Raw genomic sequence first — 19,830 nt, 5'->3', positions numbered from 1 at the left:
CGAACCTTATCTGGGATGGAGAATTGCTCCTACCGTGAGGTCTCTTGCAAAAGGCGGGTCGCCATCGAAAGGAGGCCGTCGGCGTGGTCTTTCCAACTGAAATTTTCGGCGCGACGCAGCCCCTGTTCGCGCAGGTCGGATCGCAAAGTCGGAGAGTCCAGCAACTGTGCAACGCGTGCGGCAAGCTCGGAAGGCGAGTTCCTCTCGAAGAAAAGCGCCGCGCCATTCGTTATTTCCCTGTGGACAGGCAGATCGGAAGCCACGATCGGAAGCCCGCAGGCCATGGCCTCAAGCAACGGGTGAGCAAAGGTTTCCGTGTACGCGGGACTGACATAGACATCACAGGCGCGATAGAGGTGGTGCAATTGCTGATAGGGGATTGCGCCCAACTGTACGACACATTCTTCGATTTGCAATTCCTGGAGTAGCGCTTGCGCTTTATCCGTACGGTAACTGCCAGGATTTTTGCCAGGCGCCAACTCGCACGTCAAGAAGAGCCGAATGCCTGCTGAGCGCCGACTCTGCTTCAAAAGCGCGACTGCCCGCAGCAGCGTCTCGAAATTCCGGTAGTAGTTGTAGTGACTGACAAACAGCAGGCGCGTTCCTTGCTCAGCCTGCGCAAGCCTCTCCTGGATTTCCGGCGGCAACGGCGTCGCGTCTCGGACAAAATGGTCGCGACCAAAGCCATGATGCAATACCGCCACTTCATGCCCTGTCCAACTTCGGAGTTCACGGGCGAACGCATCGCTCGGCGCCAACGTCAATTGAGCACGCAGAATTGACTGGCGCGCGATCAAACCCTTGAGTTTCGTGTCCGCCCACATGCGGTATTCGCCGCGGTGGCGCAAATCGAGGCTGAAATCAGGCGAGAGATAGAGCGAATTACGACTCAGAAGAATCTGCGGTACCGGGGAATTCCATACTGCGAAGTTGCCCGCCGACAGCAGGACATCCGCACCCGCTTGCCGGATGAGTTTTGGAATTTCTTTCTGTTCCCACCAGAAGCGGGAGAGCACGCCGCGTCCTTGTGTACTCCCTACCAGTATCTTGATGTTGTCCGCGGGAGGAATCAGTCCGTCCGCGGCCTCGCCTGCCAGCACGGTGACGCTAACATCGCGTCGGCCCGCCAGTTCCGGAAGCATGTTTCGTAAATAGGTCAAACCGCCCCCCGCTGACGCGCCGAGGGCATGGATGAAGAGTCGCATACCGGGTCAGTGCTGGATCGGTGCCGGGTCGGCAGCGTAACGGAATCGCATGCCATGGACAAACGCCGTCTGCTGAGCGGATAGATCCGGTGCTACGTCGATCAGAATAAATGCCAGCACCCAGAAGAAGACGGTGAGATAGTAGCCCACCGCAAATAGCCAATCTTCAAACCCTGCGTGGAACAAACCAGAGATCATCACCATCATGAGCGGAGCTGAATAGTGAGAGACGTTTCCGGTCCTGCGCAGATAACGGCAGACTCGCGCAACGGCTTGCACCGTAAACACAAGCAATATCAGAAACGGTATGATGCCCAGCAGTCCGACCCATTCGGTAATCGCCAGATAGCTACTGCCGTGTTCCCGATTCGTTAAAGAATCCGAACTGAACCGTCCACCTTCCCCAAAGGGCTTATCGCCCGTTGTACTGGTGCCGAAACCGCTGCCGAAATAAGGATTGTCCCCGATAATCTGAACTGCTTCCTGCCAGGGAGGCAACCGGGATCCGAGCAATCCCTGGTCCTGATGTCCCTTGTAGATGACTCCCTCTACAAAAGACGTCTTTATGTCGTCAAAGTGTCGTGGAGCACCGATCGCAGTAATGGCAATCACGCAGCCCACTCCAACCAGGCCCTGCACGATCAAGCGATTTCGCCGCAGGCTGACCAGCAAAACAAGCATGGAGAGAAGTGCCGCCATCATAGCCGCGCGCGAGACCGAGAAATACACCAGGTAGAGCGCGCCCACGCAGCCTATCGCCCGCCGCAAGCGCAGATTTCCCGCCGGTGCGACCAAGGCACCCCACAGCAGGATCGGAGCGGCCGCTACCCCTTCCACCGCACCCAGCGAGTTTCCATTGCCCCAGATTTCCGAACCCAGCACGAGATACGCAAACGCACTGCCGTAGACGCTGATTTCGCAGGCAAACAAGAGGCCTCGAAAAAAGCGGTCCGGATTCTTCATCACCAGCCGTGCACCGGAAGCTCCATACAGGAACAACATCATCAGGCTGAGAGCCTTCATCAACGCAAACTGCGGTATCACCGACACCATCGCCGAAACAAACGCGCTCCCCACACAGAACATAGCGGCCAGATGAAATGGATGGTACCGGTGCACTCCCATCCGCATGGCGCGCGCAAACCCGACTATTGCACCTGCCCCTAGAACAATCCAGCGACCCATGGTCCAGGACTGGTTGAAGGGCAGATCCATCCCGGCCCAAAAAAACGCAATCATCAGAAACGGGAAAAAGAACCGATCATAAAACCACAACGCCGCCAGCAGGATTTGGAGAAAGACGAAGGCAGCCAGATACTGCTGGTTATTGAAGTAGCCCGGTACCGTCCGCCCCAGGACAACCAGGGCCACAACCAGCATGACCGGCAACCCCGCCACCACGATGCGCGTGAACCTATCCACGGTTCTCTCCCAAGGTGCCTTCGACCGCGCGGACCACTCCGTGCGCCCACATCTCCGGTGTAAACTGCGAACTCATTTGCAAACTGCGATCTCCCATTTGAACTCGTAACTCTGTAGCACTTAGCATCCGCATCATTGCGGCGGCCAACTTCGCCGGGGCGCCCGGCGGAACCACATAACCATTCTCTCCGTCTTGTACCAAGTCGGCAACGCAACCCGCCACATCGGTGACGATCACCGGACGCCCGCAGGCCAGCGCTTCGTTCACAACCAGCCCCCAGGGATCGCTATGCGTCGGCAGTACCAGAGCCTCTGATAGAGCGTAAAACGCAGGCAGTTGATCGCGCTGCAGGAATCCTGGAAAGAGCACTGTGCCGGGTTGAATCGCTCGGCTACGACGGACTAACTCGTCCCGTTCTTCTCCGTCACCGGCCATCACCAGTCCAACTTCCCGGCGAGTAGACTCCGGCAGTGTCGCATAGGCAGCAAGCAAATCCAAAACTCCCTTGCTGCGCACGAACCTTCCAACGTATAGCAGATAGCGTTGCGGTAGTCCCAACCGATTGCGAACTCCCTGGTCCTGGCGAGCTTGCTCAGCGCCGCGCACGAAGCGCGCGACGTCAACCGCATTCGGCGCAAGGAATATTTTATCGGCCGCGAGCCCGAAAGTCTTCAGGTAGGCAGCCGCGGATTCTCCCGGCACCACGTAGCCTTGGCACGCCCGGATGAACCTCCTCTTGGCGGCTTCGACGAGACGGAAGTTGTTTCGCTCATCCACGGCGTTGCTTTCTGACCAAAGAAGAAATGGGATACCGCGCCGGCGCGCCCACCGCTGCGCCTGCCACATGGCGAAGTAGTTGTAGCCTCCGCAAACGATGATCTCGGGATCTGCAGCTCGCAGAGCATCGACCACTCCGCGCGTCAACAGGAGACTGAATCGTCCCAGGCGGGCGCGATACGAGGTCAGCACTTGCGAAGAAAATTGGAGTTCATCCCGATATACCTGCCATTTTCGCAATCCCGGATCTGTCTCGGAAAGAAAAATTACGTGGAGATCCACTTCTGTTCGCGCCGCCAAGGCATTGAACACCGGAATCCGGTAGGGCGCGATGATCTCGGTCAGGATAACGACACGCCGCTTCAAGCGAGACACTCCTCATAAGCTGAATACAGGTGTCGCGCCTGCTGTGCCAACGTGAATGACTGCAAAATCGTTTGCCGGGCCGCGGCCCCAATCGCCGTGCGTTGGGCTTGGTCCCGAAGTAAGACTCGTAACCCTTCTTCAAGTTCCGCGATGCCGTCGGGACGTACGAGCCAGCCGTTCTCTCCGTGCCGAATGACCTCCTCGATTCCCTGCCCGACACACCCTACGGCAACCTTGCCCGACGCCATCGCTTCGAGATACACACAGCCCAAACCCTCGTAGCTGCTGGGCAAAGCAAATAGAGTGCAGTTTCGGCAGGCCTCCGCCACTGCTGCACGGTCCTGTCGACCTCGGAACCGGATGCTGGCGAGAACACCCAACTGCTCAGCCAGCGCGAAAACGCGATTCAGTTCTGGGCCATCCCCAATCACTTCCCATATCAGAGTTGGAAATTCCGGCAGAAGCACGGCCAACACACGGACCATCAACTCGTGACCCTTGGTGGGGATCAGGTTTCCGACACTGAGCACCACTGGTTGTGCTGGCTCCTCGCCCGGGGCGAATCTGCCCGGATCGACCCCGTTATAAACAGCCGACACCGACACAGACTCATTCATCCCGCGCTGCACTTCAGCACAAACGTGTTGGCTCACGCCAAGAACGCGCTGCGCTGCCGAGTACACACGCCGTGAAACTCGCGCGCACGCATCTCCTGAACTTCCCGAAACCTGGCGCGTGGAAAAAGCATCGAGCCCGTGCACCGTCACCACAAAAGGAATTCCGAACTGGCCGCTAAGCAACGCAGCAGCATGCCCACACGGTAGCGCCCCGTGCGCGTGGATCACATCGATTGGTCTACTCGCGTGCAGACGTTGAAGAGGGCCCCGCAACCGCATGAGAAGCCCCGTTCCCGCACTCGCCAGACCAACTCCTCCGGGCAACGCCGGGTATCGATACCACTGCGCGTCCGGTGCCGACGGGGCTTTGCCTGAACGCGGCCGATAGAACGGTTCGACTGCCAAGACCGTCGATTGCACTCCTAATTTCGCCAACTCCGCAATTGGTTCCGCCACGAAGCAACCCGCGCTCTCGTTTCCAAGCTTTGGATAGAACGGAGTAATCGTCAGAACATGCAACGGGCGCGCGCGGCCGGGATCATTGCTCGCGGATGTCACGCGCCAACTCCGATGACCTTTTCGAACGCTTGCGCCCACTGCTCTGTTACCCGGTCCCAATCGAACAGCGCGCCGTGCCGTACAGCCGCAGTCGACATCGCCATGCGCAGAGCATCACTCGTGACAAGCTTGTCGAACTTCTGCGCCAGATCCTCTGCGTCCGACGCCAGAAACCCAGTTTCGCCATCGACCACGGCATCGGGTTGATACGATTTCATCGCGACACATGGCAGCCCACACGCGGTCGCCTGCAATAGCACCTGGGGATGACCCTCGAGGTCGCTGGGAAAAAGAAAGACATCGGCACGACGCATTTCGTCCCCCAGGCCAGCCTGTCCCAGATGGCCAAGAAACTCTACATTCTTACAGTTCAGTTCGGATGCCAATCGCCGGCACGACTCTTCCTCTTCGCCACACCCCGCAAGCCGGAATCTCACCTGCGGCCAACGTGCTGCCTGCCGAATGACCAAGTCAAATCTCTTGCGGGGTCGAAAAGATCCGGCACACAGCACAACTAAGCCACGTGTCGACTCGACTTTTTTCGACTCCGCCGGAAAGTAGTAGCGCCGATCGACTCCGTCATAGATCGTGTCCGCCAAAAAACCCAATTTGTCGTTGAGCAGGTGCGTAATGTATCGACTATTGCCGAAGGCTGCGTCGGCTTGCCGCAAATTTCGTAGCTGCCCCGGACGGGGACCGACTTGGTCCAGACCTCCCGACACAATATAGGTCACCACTTTGGTATGCCAGCGCAACCGCCGGCGCGCTAGAAAGAAGCTGTCGTCCAGAGGGCCTTCGCGCGGGAAAAAATATACGTCAGGGACATCGACGAGCATCCGTAGAAGCGTGCTGGCGGAATTCGCGCGCTTCCGCCATTTCCACAAAATGGTGTTTGGGCGAGCTGCAATCCGCGGATCGGGATCCTGTTCGAAAAACATTGTGACCCGATAGCGTTCCGGATCAAGACGGGCGACAACTTCCTTCGCCGTCAAATTCTGAGCGTTCGTGTCCCCGTCGTCTGCGAAGGACGGCGTAAACACTTTGATGAGCCGGGGAGCGCGCGGCATGGACCTTCTGTCGATCAAGACGCCAGAGTTTTAGAATCCATTTTGGAGTGTTTCCATTCTAGTCCAATCTCGTGGAGTCTGGCTCGCAGCGTCATTTCCCGATTGGCCTCGCGCACGTTTGATGAAACATGCCGCAACAGAATGGCCAGCAACCGCGCGCGCTCCGGCTTGTACGCGTCGATAGGGAGTGCGTGTAGTTCGCGCGGATCGCTTACCAGATCGAATAACTCTTCTCGATGATGGTCGAAGTCCAGCACGAGTTTGTATCGCTGGTCCAGGACTACCAGAACGCGGCCGCCGATGCGCCTGCTGGCGTCCGCCGGATTCGTACACGATCCGATCGACTCCGACAGTGCATGATCCCAATTTCCCCCGTGCTGCATTTCGCTCCAGTAGCTGCGACCTTGAAACTCCTTGGGGGCGGAAACGCCTATGGCATCCAGAACCGTCGGCGCCAGATGCAGTTGACTGAATGGAGCATCCGACAGCGCAACCTTCCGCGCGCCCGGCACTCGCATCAGGAGCGGCACCTGCAGCATCTCCTGATACGCACTGGAGGAAAAATGCAAGCGCCCCCCGTGGTCAAGAAATTCCTCGCCATGATCCGCGGTTAGAGCCAGGACGGAAGAGTCCCGGAGTGATTGTCGGCGCAATGTCTCAACCAATCGCTCCACCTGGGTGTCAACCCAGCGAATTCCCGCGTCGTGCAAGCGCACGATCTCCGCACGATACCTGCGGATCGCCTTGGCGCTCATCTCTACCCATGCCGCATTCAGGTACCGCCCGCGATCGGGACTGATGTGCTCGCCCATCGCCGACAGCGCTTCTTCAACGGGGTAATAAGGAGCGTGCGGGTCCATGAAGTGAATCCAAAGAAAAAACGGCTGGTGCCCTACGGATCCCAACCACTCGCATGCTTCATCAACCAGCACGTTGGCCGGTGGGAAACATCGCAGACGATCAAAACTCTGCGCTTTTGGAGCTGCAAATTTCAGTCGATACTGAAAATAAAGCGCGTCATACAGCTTCCCGAGCGGGCGAGACCGATGTGCCGCTTCGGCGATCTGTAGATTCAAAGCCGTCAGACGCCCATGGGCCGTAACGGTTGCAGTGGTTTGAGCACTCGTCCGTGGAGTTTCATCGAACAAATGATCACGGAAGACTTCGAATCCCTGACTATATGCAGACCGGCTCGCGAGATAGGGATTTCCTGCGACATAAGCCGCCGTCCGATATCCCGCGCTTCGCAAGACACTCGCCAGAGTCGGCTCTCCCGGAGCAATGCCGACGACTTCACGACCCAGAGCCAGCGGAAACCGTGATGCCATGATTCCGGGAAACGAATAATAAGTGGGGACGCCGACCGCAATTGCCTTTGGAAAGACAAAGCTCTCTTGCGCGAGACGATCGAGAAACGGCGTCGTTGCCTGCGGATATCCCGCGAATCCGCAGTGGTCGGCGCGCAGACAGTCCACCGTAATCAAGATGAGCGACTTGCGTGCGTTCACGGTCGTACTCCTGGTTTGCCCTTCGTCGTCACCGCGACTCTGCCATTCTCGCTCTGGTAGCTTCCAGTCTCGACAATCTCCAATAGCTGCCTGCTGTTTACGTACAGCAGATCTGGAAAACTCTTATGCAGCGCACTCAGAAACTCCCGTAGCACGGGCAATGTCTTCTGTCGAAACGGGGCCAGCGTGGAATGAAAATTAATGGAGTGCACGGAGACAATCAGCGGCAATCCCCGGCCGAACCACCTGGCCGCGTCCTTGACACATTCTTCCCACCGCAACTCAACATTCACTGCAGGCTCAAAATCCATCGATCGATAAGTGTGGAGCAGCCCATGCTCATCCCAATGCGGGGCTCGCAATTTGCCTGGACCATTTTGTGCAATGCGAATGCCCTGCTCTTTCCAGAGACGATGAGTTGACGACGCAGCGCGATACCCTGGGGCACATACAGACACCGCGTTCTCTACGAAAAGTTCTCGATAGGACGCAGCAGCCCACTCTATCCAATGTTTCTGTTCTTTTTCCGAAATGAATCGTTCCGTGGCATCCTTCTCCGGATCCCAATATTCGTAGCCCACCCACGGCATTCGCCAATGAATATAAGGGGTCTCGGCTTTCCACAGGGTTCGCAAGAGTTCCTCTCGTTCGCCGCCGCTCGTCAGGGCATGGGCAACCGCCTGCTGACAGAAATGGGTGGTTCCGTGCATCGCGGGCACAAGGACTCCGGCTCGAATCCCGTCGCGGTAGGCCTCCAACAGACCCGGCCGAGTCCATCTGCCAGGCAGTCCCTTGACCAGCGGCTTGAGCACGATGTCGCGGAAACCCGCCGCCGCGCTTGCTTGAAAATCCACATTGGCCACGAGGAAATTCATTTCGAGGCTTGGCGGCTCGCCAACTGAATCCCGCAGGGATTGCAGCATTCCAGTTAGTTCGTGAACATCTTCGGAAGTTTCCAGCGAATACAAATCGTACGGGCGCTCACCAAGATGGATTCCCGCAGCCTGAAGGTCTTCCCGGCCTTCCGCATCGCGCACTCCGACCCGACCCCAGTCATCGCTTTGCAACAAAATCAGCGGACGGCTGAATCGCAGGTCGAGCGATATCTCTTGCCGGAGTTTCCGCAGCAACCCGAGTCTGCTCACAGATACCCCAGGTCACGCAGTCGCTCCTCGATTAACTTTCGCTCTCGTTCGTCGGAGGGTGCACTGTCAACGGAAGTCAACTCCTGCAGTACGAAGGAAAGGAACTCCTCCGCGGACTTGAACCGCGTTCCCTGGATCAGCCTTTCGGCGGCCTCAAGAAGTTTCGCGGGTAGTCGAATGTCGCGTTGCGAGTTGGTGTCGTTGTCCATAGTCAGCGTAATCTTCGAAAGCGCGTCAGGCTGCCCGCGCTGATACGACCGTGGTTTCCTGCCGAGTTTTCGCCCACCACAAAATCTTGCGCCTGAAGTGAGAAGCTTGCCTTTGGAACCCAGCCTTCTGGATTCCGGCCATGGAACCCTGATTGGCTGCCGCGCTGAAGATCCAAACATCCTTACCTTCGGCGGAGAGAAGTCCCGCCAACTGCGTGATCGCTCGAGCGTATAGTCCCTGTCCACGCAGTGCGCGCGGTGTCCAGCAATCAAAGATCATGACACTGGTCGTGGAAGGCGCCCGCAGGGTCTCTCCCAGTTCGGCCATCGCAAATCCCTCGTAGGGACCGGCCCATGCGAAATGCTGAACGACTCCATCCGCTGCCAACAATGCATACCCACGGCTCTGATTCGCGCGAAAGCGCGTGGCCGATCGCAACAGATAGTCAAGCGTCTCCTGGTCTTCGGAATATTGCATTGCTGCCGCTGACAAAATCTCCCATGTAATCGGCACCAATCCCCCGCGCTTAGCAGGATCGTCGGCTCCGTTGCCCCACTGAAAAAAAAGAACTTCATCGTCGCTGGCGAACGACCTCTGCAATCGTTGTCCAGCCCAGCCGAGCACGCTCGCCCACCCATCCTCGGCAACGCGCTTTCGGATGTTTCGAATCGCCTTTTCCAACCTCCGCGCGGACGCTTCGAGGCGGGGCGAGTGCTTGACTGCTTGCGCCGCGTAGTACCTGGCTCTTACCTTCCACAGATCTTTGCCACTGCTCGCCAACGTCGCATACAGTGTCGTCCGCTCCGCATTGAAGAAGCGTTCCTTGTAGCCTTCCGCCCCCAACCCGAGGTCCACTACTCGAGCCTCGGGATTGCGGCACGCGTCCTCGACAATCTTCGCCAGCATGCAATACCCCGGAGACAGTTCCTCATACTTGTTGATGATGGTGGGTTGGTACCAGAACCAACTCCCGTGGAACCGAAATCCGTAGTTGAGTGCGAGCACCCAACTGCCGGCCCGCAACACCATCAAGTCAAACCAGCCCTGATCCCCGAGCAGCTGCGCCAGTTCAACCAGAAAATTCCGGCGTTGCGCGCTCACCAGATTGCTGATCCGGTCGGTGGCCAGAAAACGCGCCACATGTGTGCCGCAAAATCTTTCGATCACGCTCTTCTTTGATCCAGCGCTGGTATCGTGCTGCAAAGTAACCGGCCCGATTCGCCGCAGGGTGTTGAGAGACCGTCGCAGCATCTTCTTTTTCAGAACCGTGTTGCTCAGAACCCGGCGATCCTCCTCCGACCCCATCTGAACCTGCGCGCAAATGTATCCCGTCCGCAGAAAACTCTTGAACGATTTGTTTCCCTTGATCTCAGCAACGGTCGCCGAGTCTCCGGGGAGATTCGCAAGCAGCAGCGTATGGACGCCCGCTTCCTGTACTTCTCGCAGTACCTGAGCAACCAACTCCTTACGCTTTTCCGGACGCGAAATGAAATCGCAATAGTCCGCAGTAGTCCCTGCCAGAAAGGATGCTTCCGTTTCCGACGACCGGACCAGCGCTGCGATGCCCACAAGTTCGTCGCCCTCGTAGGCGATTGCAATCCAGGGCTGAACACTGCCCTGGTACGCCCGCGTGAATGCCGCCATCCACTCCCACGTATAGAAGACCTCGGGCGTTTCCATTTGAAAAACCAGGGCATTCCACTGCTCGCGAATCTCCGGCTGTTCTGGGACAGCATTCATCCAGGTCAGGCGCATGTACGGCTCGCCTTCTCTTTAGCGTCTGCAGCCCCGCAACGCACTCGCTTTCGATTGAAAATCTTCATCTACCCTGCCCAGGATTGGATAAGCTTGCCCCACCATCGCCGCGGAAACCTCGTTGGAGCGAGTGGTGAAACCCCGACAAATGAGCTTCCACCTCGGACCGGCTCATTTGCGACGACACATGGGCACGCGGCAAACCAAACCGGGCACTCGCTTTCTGGACCACTCCACCGCCACAGTTCAGGAAAGCACAATCGTATCCAGATGTCTCGGCCATCGTCATCTCTCGCGCACCAGCCGACCCTTCATGTCCAAAAGGATAAGCCAGTGCCCAGACGTCCTGTTGCAAATAGGACTCCAGGCGCGTCTTGCACTCGCGAATCTCCTGTTCAGCAAATTCTGCAGGCATCTGTGACAGCAAAGGGTGACTCAGCGTATGTGCGCCTATGGTCATTCCTTGGGCTGCAAGTTGCTTCAATTCCCGGCTAGTCAGCAAATGGTAGCGTCGTGCCGACAGCTCATCTTCAGAACGTCCCCAATCATCGGCGAGATGCCATTCCTTTCTCAACGAGCGAAGCAAGTTCACGCGGTCATTCATGTTGAGGACCGAATATTCCTGCACCAGCCTCCACCATATTCCGGATAAGTCCTTCGACGTCCATGAAGCCTTGCATTCCGTCTTCGCTCCGACCACGACGGATATATTCGCAGGAGCGTCATCGAGCATGCGATAGAGCTCTTCATACCACAGACACTCTGCCCGGTCTTCGAGTGAGCGGCCGGTCACAAAAAAAAGACACCGTGCCCCTTCCTCCAGAAGAATGGGAATCATATCCGTCAGGACATTGAGCAGTCCGTCATCACAAGTCAGCAGCACAGCGCGCGGCGGAAGCGACGCACCATCCTTCAGCCACGCCCGAAACAGATCCGGTGAAATCAGATGGTAACGCGTCTTCAGAAATCGTAAATGTTGCCGAAATTGCGTGGCGGTCAGCAGCGCGCCCTCGATCGGAGACGCTCCCTGCGTGCAACCCGCCGGCAGTATGCCGTGATACGTGACAACGCCCACCTCTCCATCGCCGATCCGATGCGAGAACAGGTTCGCGCGGGACATCGCCGGATAGACCACGCGCCGCAGAAGTGAACTGACCGCAATCACTTTTCGGCCACCAGATCCCAGCGCAAAGGAGTGCCGCGCACAATATCGACGGCCGCTCTCTTGCCGAGGATCTCGATCAGGTGGCGCGTATGCAATCCGTGGCCGGGACGAATCGAGCGGACATTTTCTTCCGTAAAAATCTCGCCTGCCTTAAGGTCGCGCACGACAAACAGGGAGCGCCGGAACACGCGGCTGCGGGCTTCGCGTTCACTGACACCAAAATGAACATCCCCCAGGGCTCGTTCAGCCGTGCGCACCGCTTCCACCATCAATTTGAATTCAGCCGGCTCCAGCGAGAATCCGCTATCCGGGCCTCCATCCGCCCTCGAAAGCGTCAAGTGCTTCTCGATGATGCAGGCGCCCAAACTCACCGCCGCGACCGGAACCGCGACTCCCATCGTGTGATCCGACAGTCCCACCGGAACATCGAACCGCCGTGCCAGTTCCGGAATCGTCCGCAAATTCATTTCTTCCGCCGGCGCAGGATAGGCACTCGTGCACTTCAGCAGAGCGATCTGCTTCGCACCAGCAGTGCGCGCAACCGTTACGGCCTCTTCAATTTCCTCAAGAGTGGCCATGCCCGTGGACATGATCAGCGGTTTGCCTGTGGACGCCATTTTCTGAATGAGCGCCAAATCGACCAGTTCGAACGAAGCCAATTTGTGAGCGGGAACGTTCAGGGTCTCCAGGAATGTAACGGCGGTTGAATCAAACGCGCTCGAAAAACACTGCATACCCAAAGCTTCGGCGGCGCTCTTCAATTTCGGCTGCCATTCCCACGGCATGCAGGCTTCCTGATACAACTCATGCAATGTCTTGCCGTCCCACAGCGTTCCGCCCCCAATTTGAAAGGGCTCGCGATCGCAAGCGATGGTGATGGTGTCTGCGGTGTAGGTTTGCAATTTGACGGCGTCCGCGCCCGCTTCCTTTGCAGCTTCAACAATTTTCTCGGCCTGCTCGAACCTGCCGTTGTGGTTCGCAGACACCTCCGCGACGATGTATACCGGGCACCCGGCACCAATCTCGCGACCACCGATGTAAATCGTCTCGCTCACTTGCTTGTCCCCCATCGCTGCAACACAAACCACACGGCATCCTGCCCGCGCAATTGGCTCACGCCCTTCTCTTCGAAGCCAGCTGTTCGAAACAGCATGAGAGAACGTTCGTTGGATGGTTTCACGAAAGCGTCGATCATATCCACAGACGTCGTATTGAAAAATTCTTCGACTCCCAGCAGGAGAACCTTTGCTCCCAGCCCCTGGCCGCGCAGGCTCGGATCCACGTTGACTGACAACGTGGCACGGCGTCCCTCGATCTGGTAGCGCACCTGCCCCACCGGTTGTCCCGATTCACCCTCGAAGAGAAAGATACGCGCACCGGCATTTCCCAATTGACCTTCAAACCAACGCTGATGGCTCTCCCACGGGATCGGGTCTGGAGTGAATGACGCCGCGCGAACGACCGGATCATTGGCCCATTCGAACAGCACACGACAATCGCGGGCTTCCGCCGCGCGAGTTTTAAGTTTTGCAGTCATCAGCGTCACTACGCGCCTGACGCCATGCCCGTCCACCAGCTTCTTTGCTCTGTGGGATAGTTCGCTGCGGCGCAATGGATCGCGGAGCAATTTTCCAGTCAGCTCGGCCAGAGCATCACAGTCGATGTCCTGCACCGGCCCCGCATTCACGGCGCTCCCGATCGTATCCAGAGTTCGAGCAAGCAATCGCTGATTCTCGGCTGCCTCAACCACAATGGACGGGAGTCCCATGCAACACAATTCCCAGCAGGTCGTACCGGCCGCCGCAATCGCCAGGTCCGCCCACACCATCAACTCTGCCATGTTCCGCACATCTTGCATCACTCGCACCCGTGCCGGAAGGGACGATGCCTTGATCTTCATTGCATTGGAACCACTGGCACTGCCACCCACCACGACGACGATTTCTACTTCCCGATCGAGTCCCTCAATGAGAGACGGCAGCAGCCGCGGCGCAAATTCATTGGGATCGCTGCCTCCCATGGTGACCAGAAGTTTTCTACTCACGTCCGGAACTTTTCGCGCCGATCCGGCCCGGTCCGCAAACTCTCTTCTTAACATCGCATAGCGCGGCCCCAACAATAGCCACGTATGCCGACCCTGTTGCGGATAGAGAGCTGCGTCAGCATGCACGTTCTGATTCACGACCAATTCCGCGGAAAAATTTCCCGGGCCGCCATTGTCGTCGACAATCATGCATCGCACGCCTGCGCGTCCAATCGCCTCCCGGTATGCAGAGTCGAAGTGGTAGCCGTCCAGCACAACCCACGACGGCAATTCCACTCGCAGAACTTCCCGCGTGGCTGCGATGTCGTCGGAACTTCCGGCCGGTACTGACATCTCCACGATCCGGCAATTCTCTTCCGCTAGCCTTCGATTCACGGCCGGAGTTGAAAGCGCCATCGCAAACACGACGTTGCCTCCCGCTTCCCGCCAGCCCTGCGCCAGTGCCAGGCAACGCATCACATGCCCACTGCCCATTTCAGGAGTGGCATCGGCTCGAATCAGAAGTGTGCCGGGATTCATCAGGATCGCTGCATCCCCAGCGGACTAGGCGTGGCCGTTTTTCCTGCCAGCATGTCTTCGAACCTTCCCTGCTCTAGCGTCTGCCAACAATCATCCGCCACTTGTTTGCTTGGACGCCACGCAGCCAGCTTCTCCGGGATCTGGGCGATATCGTTCGGCGAGACCAAGCCTATCCCCACGCCGAATTTTCGATACTGCGCTACATATCCGTAAGGCCACATATCCAGCCATTCACATAAGAAACATGGGAACCCAAGAACTGCGCACTCCACCACCACCGACGACTGGACCGTCACACCAAACCACATGCGCCGCAGCAACTCTGGATTCAGTTGACCCGTGACCCACTCGATCGCGCCTGCCTGCCCTTTTGGAAGCAGCATCTCTGCAAGACTCTGCCGGGCGCTCAGATTTTCCGAAGGATGCAACTTCACAATCAGTTTCTTCCCGGTTCGCGCGGCAAGATCAACAAGCCCCGGAAGGATGTCGCGATAAATCTCTTCCGCCCTTTCCGCGATCAGCTCATAGGGTTCAGAGAAAAATACGATCCAGTCACCTTTATCCACCCGAGTTTTTTCGCGACGAGGGGCAGAGACGGGAGCACCAATCTCAACCACGGACGCGTCCACGCCGCATGTATTGACCAGGTAGTCGGCTTCCATTCGCCCCTTCGCCAAGAGCACGTCAGCGTGGCAGGTCTTGATCAGGTAGCGTCCGTCCAGCGCACCGTGGTGACATGCCATCGACGGCAAGCCGCGCTTCTGAGCCAGCAGCAACGCGATGTGAAGATGCGGATTGCTGTCGTCACAACAAAGCACGGCGAAGACCGGCTCGCGCTTCAGTACGCCCAGCCACGCATCTCGGATCGCCAGCCCATCGGCAAAGCGTCGCGGAAAATCATCCACATATCCAAGGTGAGCCAGTGCTGCAAACTCCGGCACTAAGTTAATCTCTTGCTTTAACGCTTCCCAGCGCCGCAGCAGTTCCGGCAATTCCTCCAAACCGGAATGATCCACATACGAAGCCAGCCACTCCTGTCGAACGTTACCCGCAACTTTTTTCAGGCGCCCGCTAGAGCGCGTCGATACCAACAGGAATTCGCTGGCGGGGGTTGTCTGCGCAAACGCATTTGCCATCAGGGAAACATTCACGTACGACGACGGAACCAGTACGACTGGCGCAGAGCTGCGATCGGAGCGCCCATGAAGATGACGGCGAAGACGATACCTGACGTCAAATTTGTCGCCCAGGATCTGTACCACCTGCGCAGCCGGGAGCTGTCGCAGGCGATTCACGTAGTGCGCAACACCATTTCGCGACCGAACCGCAGGCGACGGAATGACGTGCAGGCGTGCACCCAGCAACTGCCGCAACGCGTTCGCATGGAAACCATCCCGTGTAATCCATACTTCCGCGTCATCGGGAAGGCCATTCGCCAACTTGCGGAGGACAACCACGGTCTCCAGTTGATCGTGGACCAAAATAGCAGTCAGTTCCCACCAGTCCAGGCCCTCGCGATCGACCAGACGCCCGAGGCCTAGTTGCAACAACTCCCGCACCTTTTGGATCTCTGCGAGTCCATCTCGAAGTCCGTCAATCGGCTTCACGGGACAACCGAAGGCACGGCTCCAACGCTCACAAGCTGGCCAGCCGCTCCGCCCCAAGTCATACACAACATCCCATCGCTCGCCAGTCCAGGGACCTGCAAGAGGAGAGTCCTCGGAGTGCAAGAGTAAGATTTTCATGCGGATGGCGGTCTTTCTCTGACCGAAATTGTAGCAGTCAGGCGCGAGGAATTCGGATCAGGTGGCGCAGAGTGCTCTCAACACTCTTGCATTTCCCGCTAGCGAACCTTGAACACCGGTTGGGCCATCGCGCCCTCCAAGAATTGAGTAGGATCAGACTCATTCAGCCATCCGGCAAGGGTCTTCACAACTTCCGCGTACGATGCCAACGTCGCTTCAATCGCTCCTGCATCGTGCGCTGCCGTCACATTGTGGGTTGCCAGGAGCAGGATGCCCCGTTTAACAACTTCCTGCTGAAACAAATTCTTCAGAACTGCACTATCCGAGCCATCAGCATTGCGGAACTTGAGCAAGGACCACTGCGGCCGCCCCACCAGGTCAATGCGGCCGGTGAGACCGGCTTCCTTCGCGAGAGTCTTCAGCCCCTCTGCCAACGTTCGCCCGCCGGATTCGATGCGCGCCAGTGCGTCGGTCTGTTCCAGGATATCGAGCACCTTCATCGCCGCTGCCATCGAAGCAGCCTCCCCAGCGAACGTGAAACTGAAGAAAATCTCTTCGAAGACCTGCATGATGTCGGAACGCCCCACCACGCAAGCGATCGGGAATCCGTTCCCCATCGCCTTCCCGAAGCACGCCATGTCCGGGATCACTCCAAAAAGTTTTTGTGTCCCTCCTAATCCGAAGTGAAACCCACTGCATATTTCGTCGAAGATGAATAACGCGCCATGCTTGTGTGCCAGGTCTTTCACGCCTGCAAGAAATCCTGGGGCCGGCTCCACGAAATTAAACGGCTCCATGATGACCGCGGCGAATTCTCCCGGATGCGAACTCAGTACCTTGTCCAGGCTGGACAGGTCGTTATACGTGAACGGTTGCGACAGTTCCCGCACCGCTTTTGGAACTCCCGCGTTGCGGGTCGTCGTACCGATACACCAGTCTTGCCATCCGTGGTATCCACAACACGCCACGCGTTCACGATTGGTAAACGCCCGCGCCGCGCGCACCGCCCCCGACGTGGCATCGGAACCGTTCTTGCCGAAGCGTACCATCTCCGCGCACGGAATCAGTCGGGTCAAACGCTCCGCTAATTCCACTTCCAGCGGATTCGGCAAAGAAAAACTGTGACCGCGCGCCAGTTGCTCCGCGGCCGCGCGATTCACTTCGGGATGCGCGTAACCCAGAATGTTAGGCAACAGCCCTTGCACGTAGTCAATGTACGAATTGCCGTCCACATCCCATGCGCGGCAGCCCTCGCCATGTTCTAGAAAAATGGGCGCTACGCCCTGCACATACTGCGTGTACCCCTTGCTGAACGTTTGCGCACAACCCGGAATTACCTTCTTCGAACGCTCCAGCCAGTCTTGCGATTTCGTACGCCGCAACTTCGGAGCAGCCCCAGCCTTCGCCTGCTGATACAGGGTGCGGTAATACCCTTCGTTGGTGATGGTCTCAGTCTGCGTTGCTGCCAACTCCGGCCTCTCTTTCAAAATCTGCATCACGTCCTCATATCTGAAATCGGTTTTTCCGCCGAAGGTGGAATACACTCCCCGAATAAAATCCATATCCGCGGGATGATCCACCGTCCATCGCTGACTCTTTTCGAGTGGAAGGTCGTTCGCGACGTTGACGACTCGAAACTTCCCAGCCCGCAAGTACGGCGTGACATGCTCACGTTCCGATTGCTTGCTCGCCTCGCGCCACGCCTGTTTTAGCGCAGCCATCGAGAACACTTCCGTATCCAAACCATCCGGATACGTGTACCGTAACGCGTTTGAAGCATAGTCGCAATCTCCGCGCTGGAAACATTCGATCACCCGGTCAATCACCCCCGCGTCAATGAGTGGACAGTCTGCAGTAATGCGGACAACAACGTCCGCGCCGTTCTCTTTGGCCGCCTCGTAAAAGCGATCCAGGACATCGTCCTCACTACCGCGGAAACACGCTACCTCTTCTTCTCGGCAAAATTCTGCAATTGGATCGTCGGCCGATCCCCTGCTCGTGGCAATGACTACCCGGTCAACCATGCGGGATTGGCGCACTCGATCGACCACGCGCGCCAGCATCGGACGCCCCTGCAAATCCACAAGAGTCTTTCCCGGAAAGCGCTGCGAACCCATGCGCGCCTGAACGATTGCGACGATCAAGCGGCCCCTTCCTGACGCAGTGCGACCACCCTTCCTTCGCTTGCCGAGCACTTCGCAGCAAACACGAGCGTCATCACGCGCGCCGCTTCCGCGATCGGCAATGTTGTTGCTGTACGCTGCTGCACACTGTCCAGAAAGTGTTGCATTTCGTCGAGGTACATCTGGTTCAGTTGCCATCCGGCGGGCTGGTCGAATGTCGTCCACTGATCCGCCGCTGCGTCGTACCAGCGAACCTGCTTTTCCCGGAAGTTCCAGAAGAGCGACCCATGCTCGCCCGCGATCTGGCAGCCACGCTCGTAGGTGCGTTGGACGTAGTCAAGGTGGACTTCAGACAACGCACCCGACTCGTGCCGGGACACCAATACCGCCACATCTTCAGTCGCAATCTCGAGCGAACTCATGTGCCCTGCCACACAGGAAACGTTGATCGCATCGCCGAGATACCAGCGCGCCAGGTCTATTTCGTGAATGCAGTCCAGAATGCAGCCACCGCCGGTCTCCGTCCGCGCGGAATAATTCGTGCGGTAGTCGGTTCCCGGACGCCACGAAGGTAGATAGGATCCCGCATGAATGCGTGCACTCACAATCTTTCCCAGTCGTCCTTGTTCGAGAAGTTCCTTGACTTTGCGCGGACCGGGATGAAAACGCATGTTGCAACCCACCATGGAAACAGAACGACGTTGCTCCACGACTCGAATCAGGTCCGATATCCCGGCCGAAGCGTGCGAGAGCGGCTTCTCGACGAAAAGCGCGAACCCTCCCGTCGCGACCTCCAGCGCCTGCTCGATATGCAGGTGCGTGGGAGTGGCAATTACCACAAAATCCGGAGCCCAGCGGAGACCATCTTTGAGATTTGACCACGATGTAACGCCGAATTCACTGGCGACTCTCTCGCGGCGCCCATCATCGTTCTCCACCACAGCGAGTTCGCTCACGCCGAGGCTTTTGAGATTCTGCAGATGGCGCTTACCGATCGAACCGCAGCCTACAACCAGCGCCTTCATTTGCGTTTGCCCGCTTTGAGATGCTGGTATTCCGAACGCAACAGGCCCATCCAGAGATGATTCTTGTAGGCACCTGCCTGGAACAACTGCTCGCGCAGGCAGCCTTCTACCTTGAAGCCGACTTTCTGATAACAGCGAACCGCGGACTCATGTTCCTCAAACACGCCGAGACCGATACGATGCAGGTTCAGCCGGAAGAATCCGTACTCCACCATCAATCGTGTCGCTTCTTCACCAACACCCTTACCCCAGAATTTCTTTGCACCAATCATGATCCCGAGCGTGGCGCGCCGGTGTACCCAATGGATCGGCCCCAGTTTCACGTTGCCGATGTGCTGGTGCGATTTTTTGTCGGCTATGGCAAAGATCACTTCCGTCGGTGAGCCCGTGACCCTCTCGTAGAATTTTTCGAGGTCTTGCAGAGTCGTAGGAAATATCCCGGTCTCCAGGTACCGAGCGACCTCTTGGTCGTTCAGCCATCCCAGGTACGTTCCGTTCAAGTCTGTGCGCTCAAGTGGGCGCAGGTAAATCTTCGTGCCTTTTAGGAATGCTGCCGTATCGGACATTCTGAATCTCCC

General features: G+C 57.7%; 16 protein-coding genes. All 16 read right to left on the bottom strand.

The window, feature by feature from the left end; translation table 11 throughout:
• Positions 1–29: 29 nt before the first annotated feature.
• Positions 30–1,205 (bottom strand): glycosyltransferase family 4 protein, encoded by a 1,176-nt coding sequence (locus tag HY010_07090; GenBank protein ID MBI3475480.1) that lies wholly within the window; start codon positions 1,203–1,205, stop codon positions 30–32.
• Between the two features lie 6 nt (positions 1,206–1,211).
• The gene (locus HY010_07085; protein MBI3475479.1) at positions 1,212–2,627 is read right to left on the bottom strand and encodes an O-antigen ligase family protein; all 1,416 of its coding nucleotides are present in this window, start codon (positions 2,625–2,627) and stop codon (positions 1,212–1,214) included.
• Complete coding sequence (locus tag HY010_07080) at positions 2,620–3,771, bottom strand: glycosyltransferase family 4 protein (GenBank protein ID MBI3475478.1); 1,152 nt, start codon at positions 3,769–3,771, stop codon at positions 2,620–2,622. The genes HY010_07085 and HY010_07080 overlap by 8 nt, the downstream gene beginning before the upstream one ends.
• Complete coding sequence (locus HY010_07075; protein MBI3475477.1) at positions 3,768–4,946, bottom strand: glycosyltransferase; 1,179 nt, start codon at positions 4,944–4,946, stop codon at positions 3,768–3,770. The genes HY010_07080 and HY010_07075 overlap by 4 nt, the downstream gene beginning before the upstream one ends.
• A complete protein-coding gene (locus tag HY010_07070) occupies positions 4,943–6,013 on the bottom strand; it encodes a glycosyltransferase family 4 protein (protein ID MBI3475476.1) in 1,071 nt (356 codons plus the stop codon). Before HY010_07070 ends, HY010_07075 begins: the two co-directional genes overlap by 4 nt.
• A gap of 14 nt (positions 6,014–6,027) precedes the next feature.
• Positions 6,028–7,521: a sulfatase gene (locus HY010_07065; GenBank protein ID MBI3475475.1), complete on the bottom strand. Its 1,494-nt coding sequence runs from the start codon at positions 7,519–7,521 to the stop codon at positions 6,028–6,030.
• Positions 7,518–8,666: a hypothetical protein gene (locus HY010_07060; protein MBI3475474.1), complete on the bottom strand. Its 1,149-nt coding sequence runs from the start codon at positions 8,664–8,666 to the stop codon at positions 7,518–7,520. The genes HY010_07065 and HY010_07060 overlap by 4 nt, the downstream gene beginning before the upstream one ends.
• A complete protein-coding gene (locus HY010_07055) occupies positions 8,663–8,875 on the bottom strand; it encodes a hypothetical protein (GenBank protein ID MBI3475473.1) in 213 nt (70 codons plus the stop codon). Before HY010_07055 ends, HY010_07060 begins: the two co-directional genes overlap by 4 nt.
• 25 nt (positions 8,876–8,900) lie before the next feature.
• The gene (locus tag HY010_07050; protein ID MBI3475472.1) at positions 8,901–10,631 is read right to left on the bottom strand and encodes a GNAT family N-acetyltransferase; all 1,731 of its coding nucleotides are present in this window, start codon (positions 10,629–10,631) and stop codon (positions 8,901–8,903) included.
• A 64-nt stretch (positions 10,632–10,695) separates the two neighbouring features.
• Complete coding sequence (locus tag HY010_07045) at positions 10,696–11,796, bottom strand: polysaccharide deacetylase family protein (protein ID MBI3475471.1); 1,101 nt, start codon at positions 11,794–11,796, stop codon at positions 10,696–10,698.
• Positions 11,793–12,866: a pseudaminic acid synthase gene (pseI, locus tag HY010_07040; protein MBI3475470.1), complete on the bottom strand. Its 1,074-nt coding sequence runs from the start codon at positions 12,864–12,866 to the stop codon at positions 11,793–11,795. The genes HY010_07045 and pseI overlap by 4 nt, the downstream gene beginning before the upstream one ends.
• The gene (gene pseG, locus HY010_07035) at positions 12,848–14,359 is read right to left on the bottom strand and encodes a UDP-2,4-diacetamido-2,4,6-trideoxy-beta-L-altropyranose hydrolase (GenBank protein ID MBI3475469.1); all 1,512 of its coding nucleotides are present in this window, start codon (positions 14,357–14,359) and stop codon (positions 12,848–12,850) included. Before pseG ends, pseI begins: the two co-directional genes overlap by 19 nt.
• Positions 14,359–16,104 carry a hypothetical protein gene (locus HY010_07030; GenBank protein MBI3475468.1) on the bottom strand — a complete coding sequence of 582 codons (1,746 nt, stop codon included), beginning with the start codon at positions 16,102–16,104 and terminating at the stop codon, positions 14,359–14,361. Before HY010_07030 ends, pseG begins: the two co-directional genes overlap by 1 nt.
• A gap of 98 nt (positions 16,105–16,202) precedes the next feature.
• On the bottom strand, positions 16,203–18,248 hold the full coding sequence (locus tag HY010_07025) for an aminotransferase class III-fold pyridoxal phosphate-dependent enzyme (protein ID MBI3475467.1): 2,046 nt from the start codon (positions 18,246–18,248) through the stop codon (positions 16,203–16,205).
• Positions 18,245–19,252, bottom strand: a complete 1,008-nt coding sequence (locus tag HY010_07020) for a Gfo/Idh/MocA family oxidoreductase (protein ID MBI3475466.1) — start codon at positions 19,250–19,252, stop codon at positions 18,245–18,247. The genes HY010_07025 and HY010_07020 overlap by 4 nt, the downstream gene beginning before the upstream one ends.
• Positions 19,249–19,818 (bottom strand): GNAT family N-acetyltransferase, encoded by a 570-nt coding sequence (locus HY010_07015; protein ID MBI3475465.1) that lies wholly within the window; start codon positions 19,816–19,818, stop codon positions 19,249–19,251. The genes HY010_07020 and HY010_07015 overlap by 4 nt, the downstream gene beginning before the upstream one ends.
• Positions 19,819–19,830 lie beyond the last annotated feature (12 nt).

It is taken from the genome of Acidobacteriota bacterium (genome assembly GCA_016196065.1).
Classification (GTDB): domain Bacteria; phylum Acidobacteriota; class Terriglobia; order Terriglobales; family Acidobacteriaceae; genus Acidiflorens.
This window is presented reverse-complemented; position numbering and strand designations above follow the sequence as displayed.

Coding starts and splice junctions, on each gene's coding strand:
- HY010_07090 (MBI3475480.1), bottom strand. CDS start 1,205: ATGCGACTCTTCATCCATGCCCTCGGCGCGTCAGCGGGGGGCGGTTTG.
- HY010_07070 (MBI3475476.1), bottom strand. CDS start 6,013: ATGCCGCGCGCTCCCCGGCTCATCAAAGTGTTTACGCCGTCCTTCGCA.
- HY010_07055 (MBI3475473.1), bottom strand. CDS start 8,875: ATGGACAACGACACCAACTCGCAACGCGACATTCGACTACCCGCGAAA.
- HY010_07050 (MBI3475472.1), bottom strand. CDS start 10,631: ATGCGCCTGACCTGGATGAATGCTGTCCCAGAACAGCCGGAGATTCGC.
- pseI (MBI3475470.1), bottom strand. CDS start 12,866: ATGGGGGACAAGCAAGTGAGCGAGACGATTTACATCGGTGGTCGCGAG.
- pseG (MBI3475469.1), bottom strand. CDS start 14,359: ATGAATCCCGGCACACTTCTGATTCGAGCCGATGCCACTCCTGAAATG.
- HY010_07030 (MBI3475468.1), bottom strand. CDS start 16,104: ATGAAAATCTTACTCTTGCACTCCGAGGACTCTCCTCTTGCAGGTCCC.
- HY010_07020 (MBI3475466.1), bottom strand. CDS start 19,252: ATGAAGGCGCTGGTTGTAGGCTGCGGTTCGATCGGTAAGCGCCATCTG.
- HY010_07015 (MBI3475465.1), bottom strand. CDS start 19,818: ATGTCCGATACGGCAGCATTCCTAAAAGGCACGAAGATTTACCTGCGC.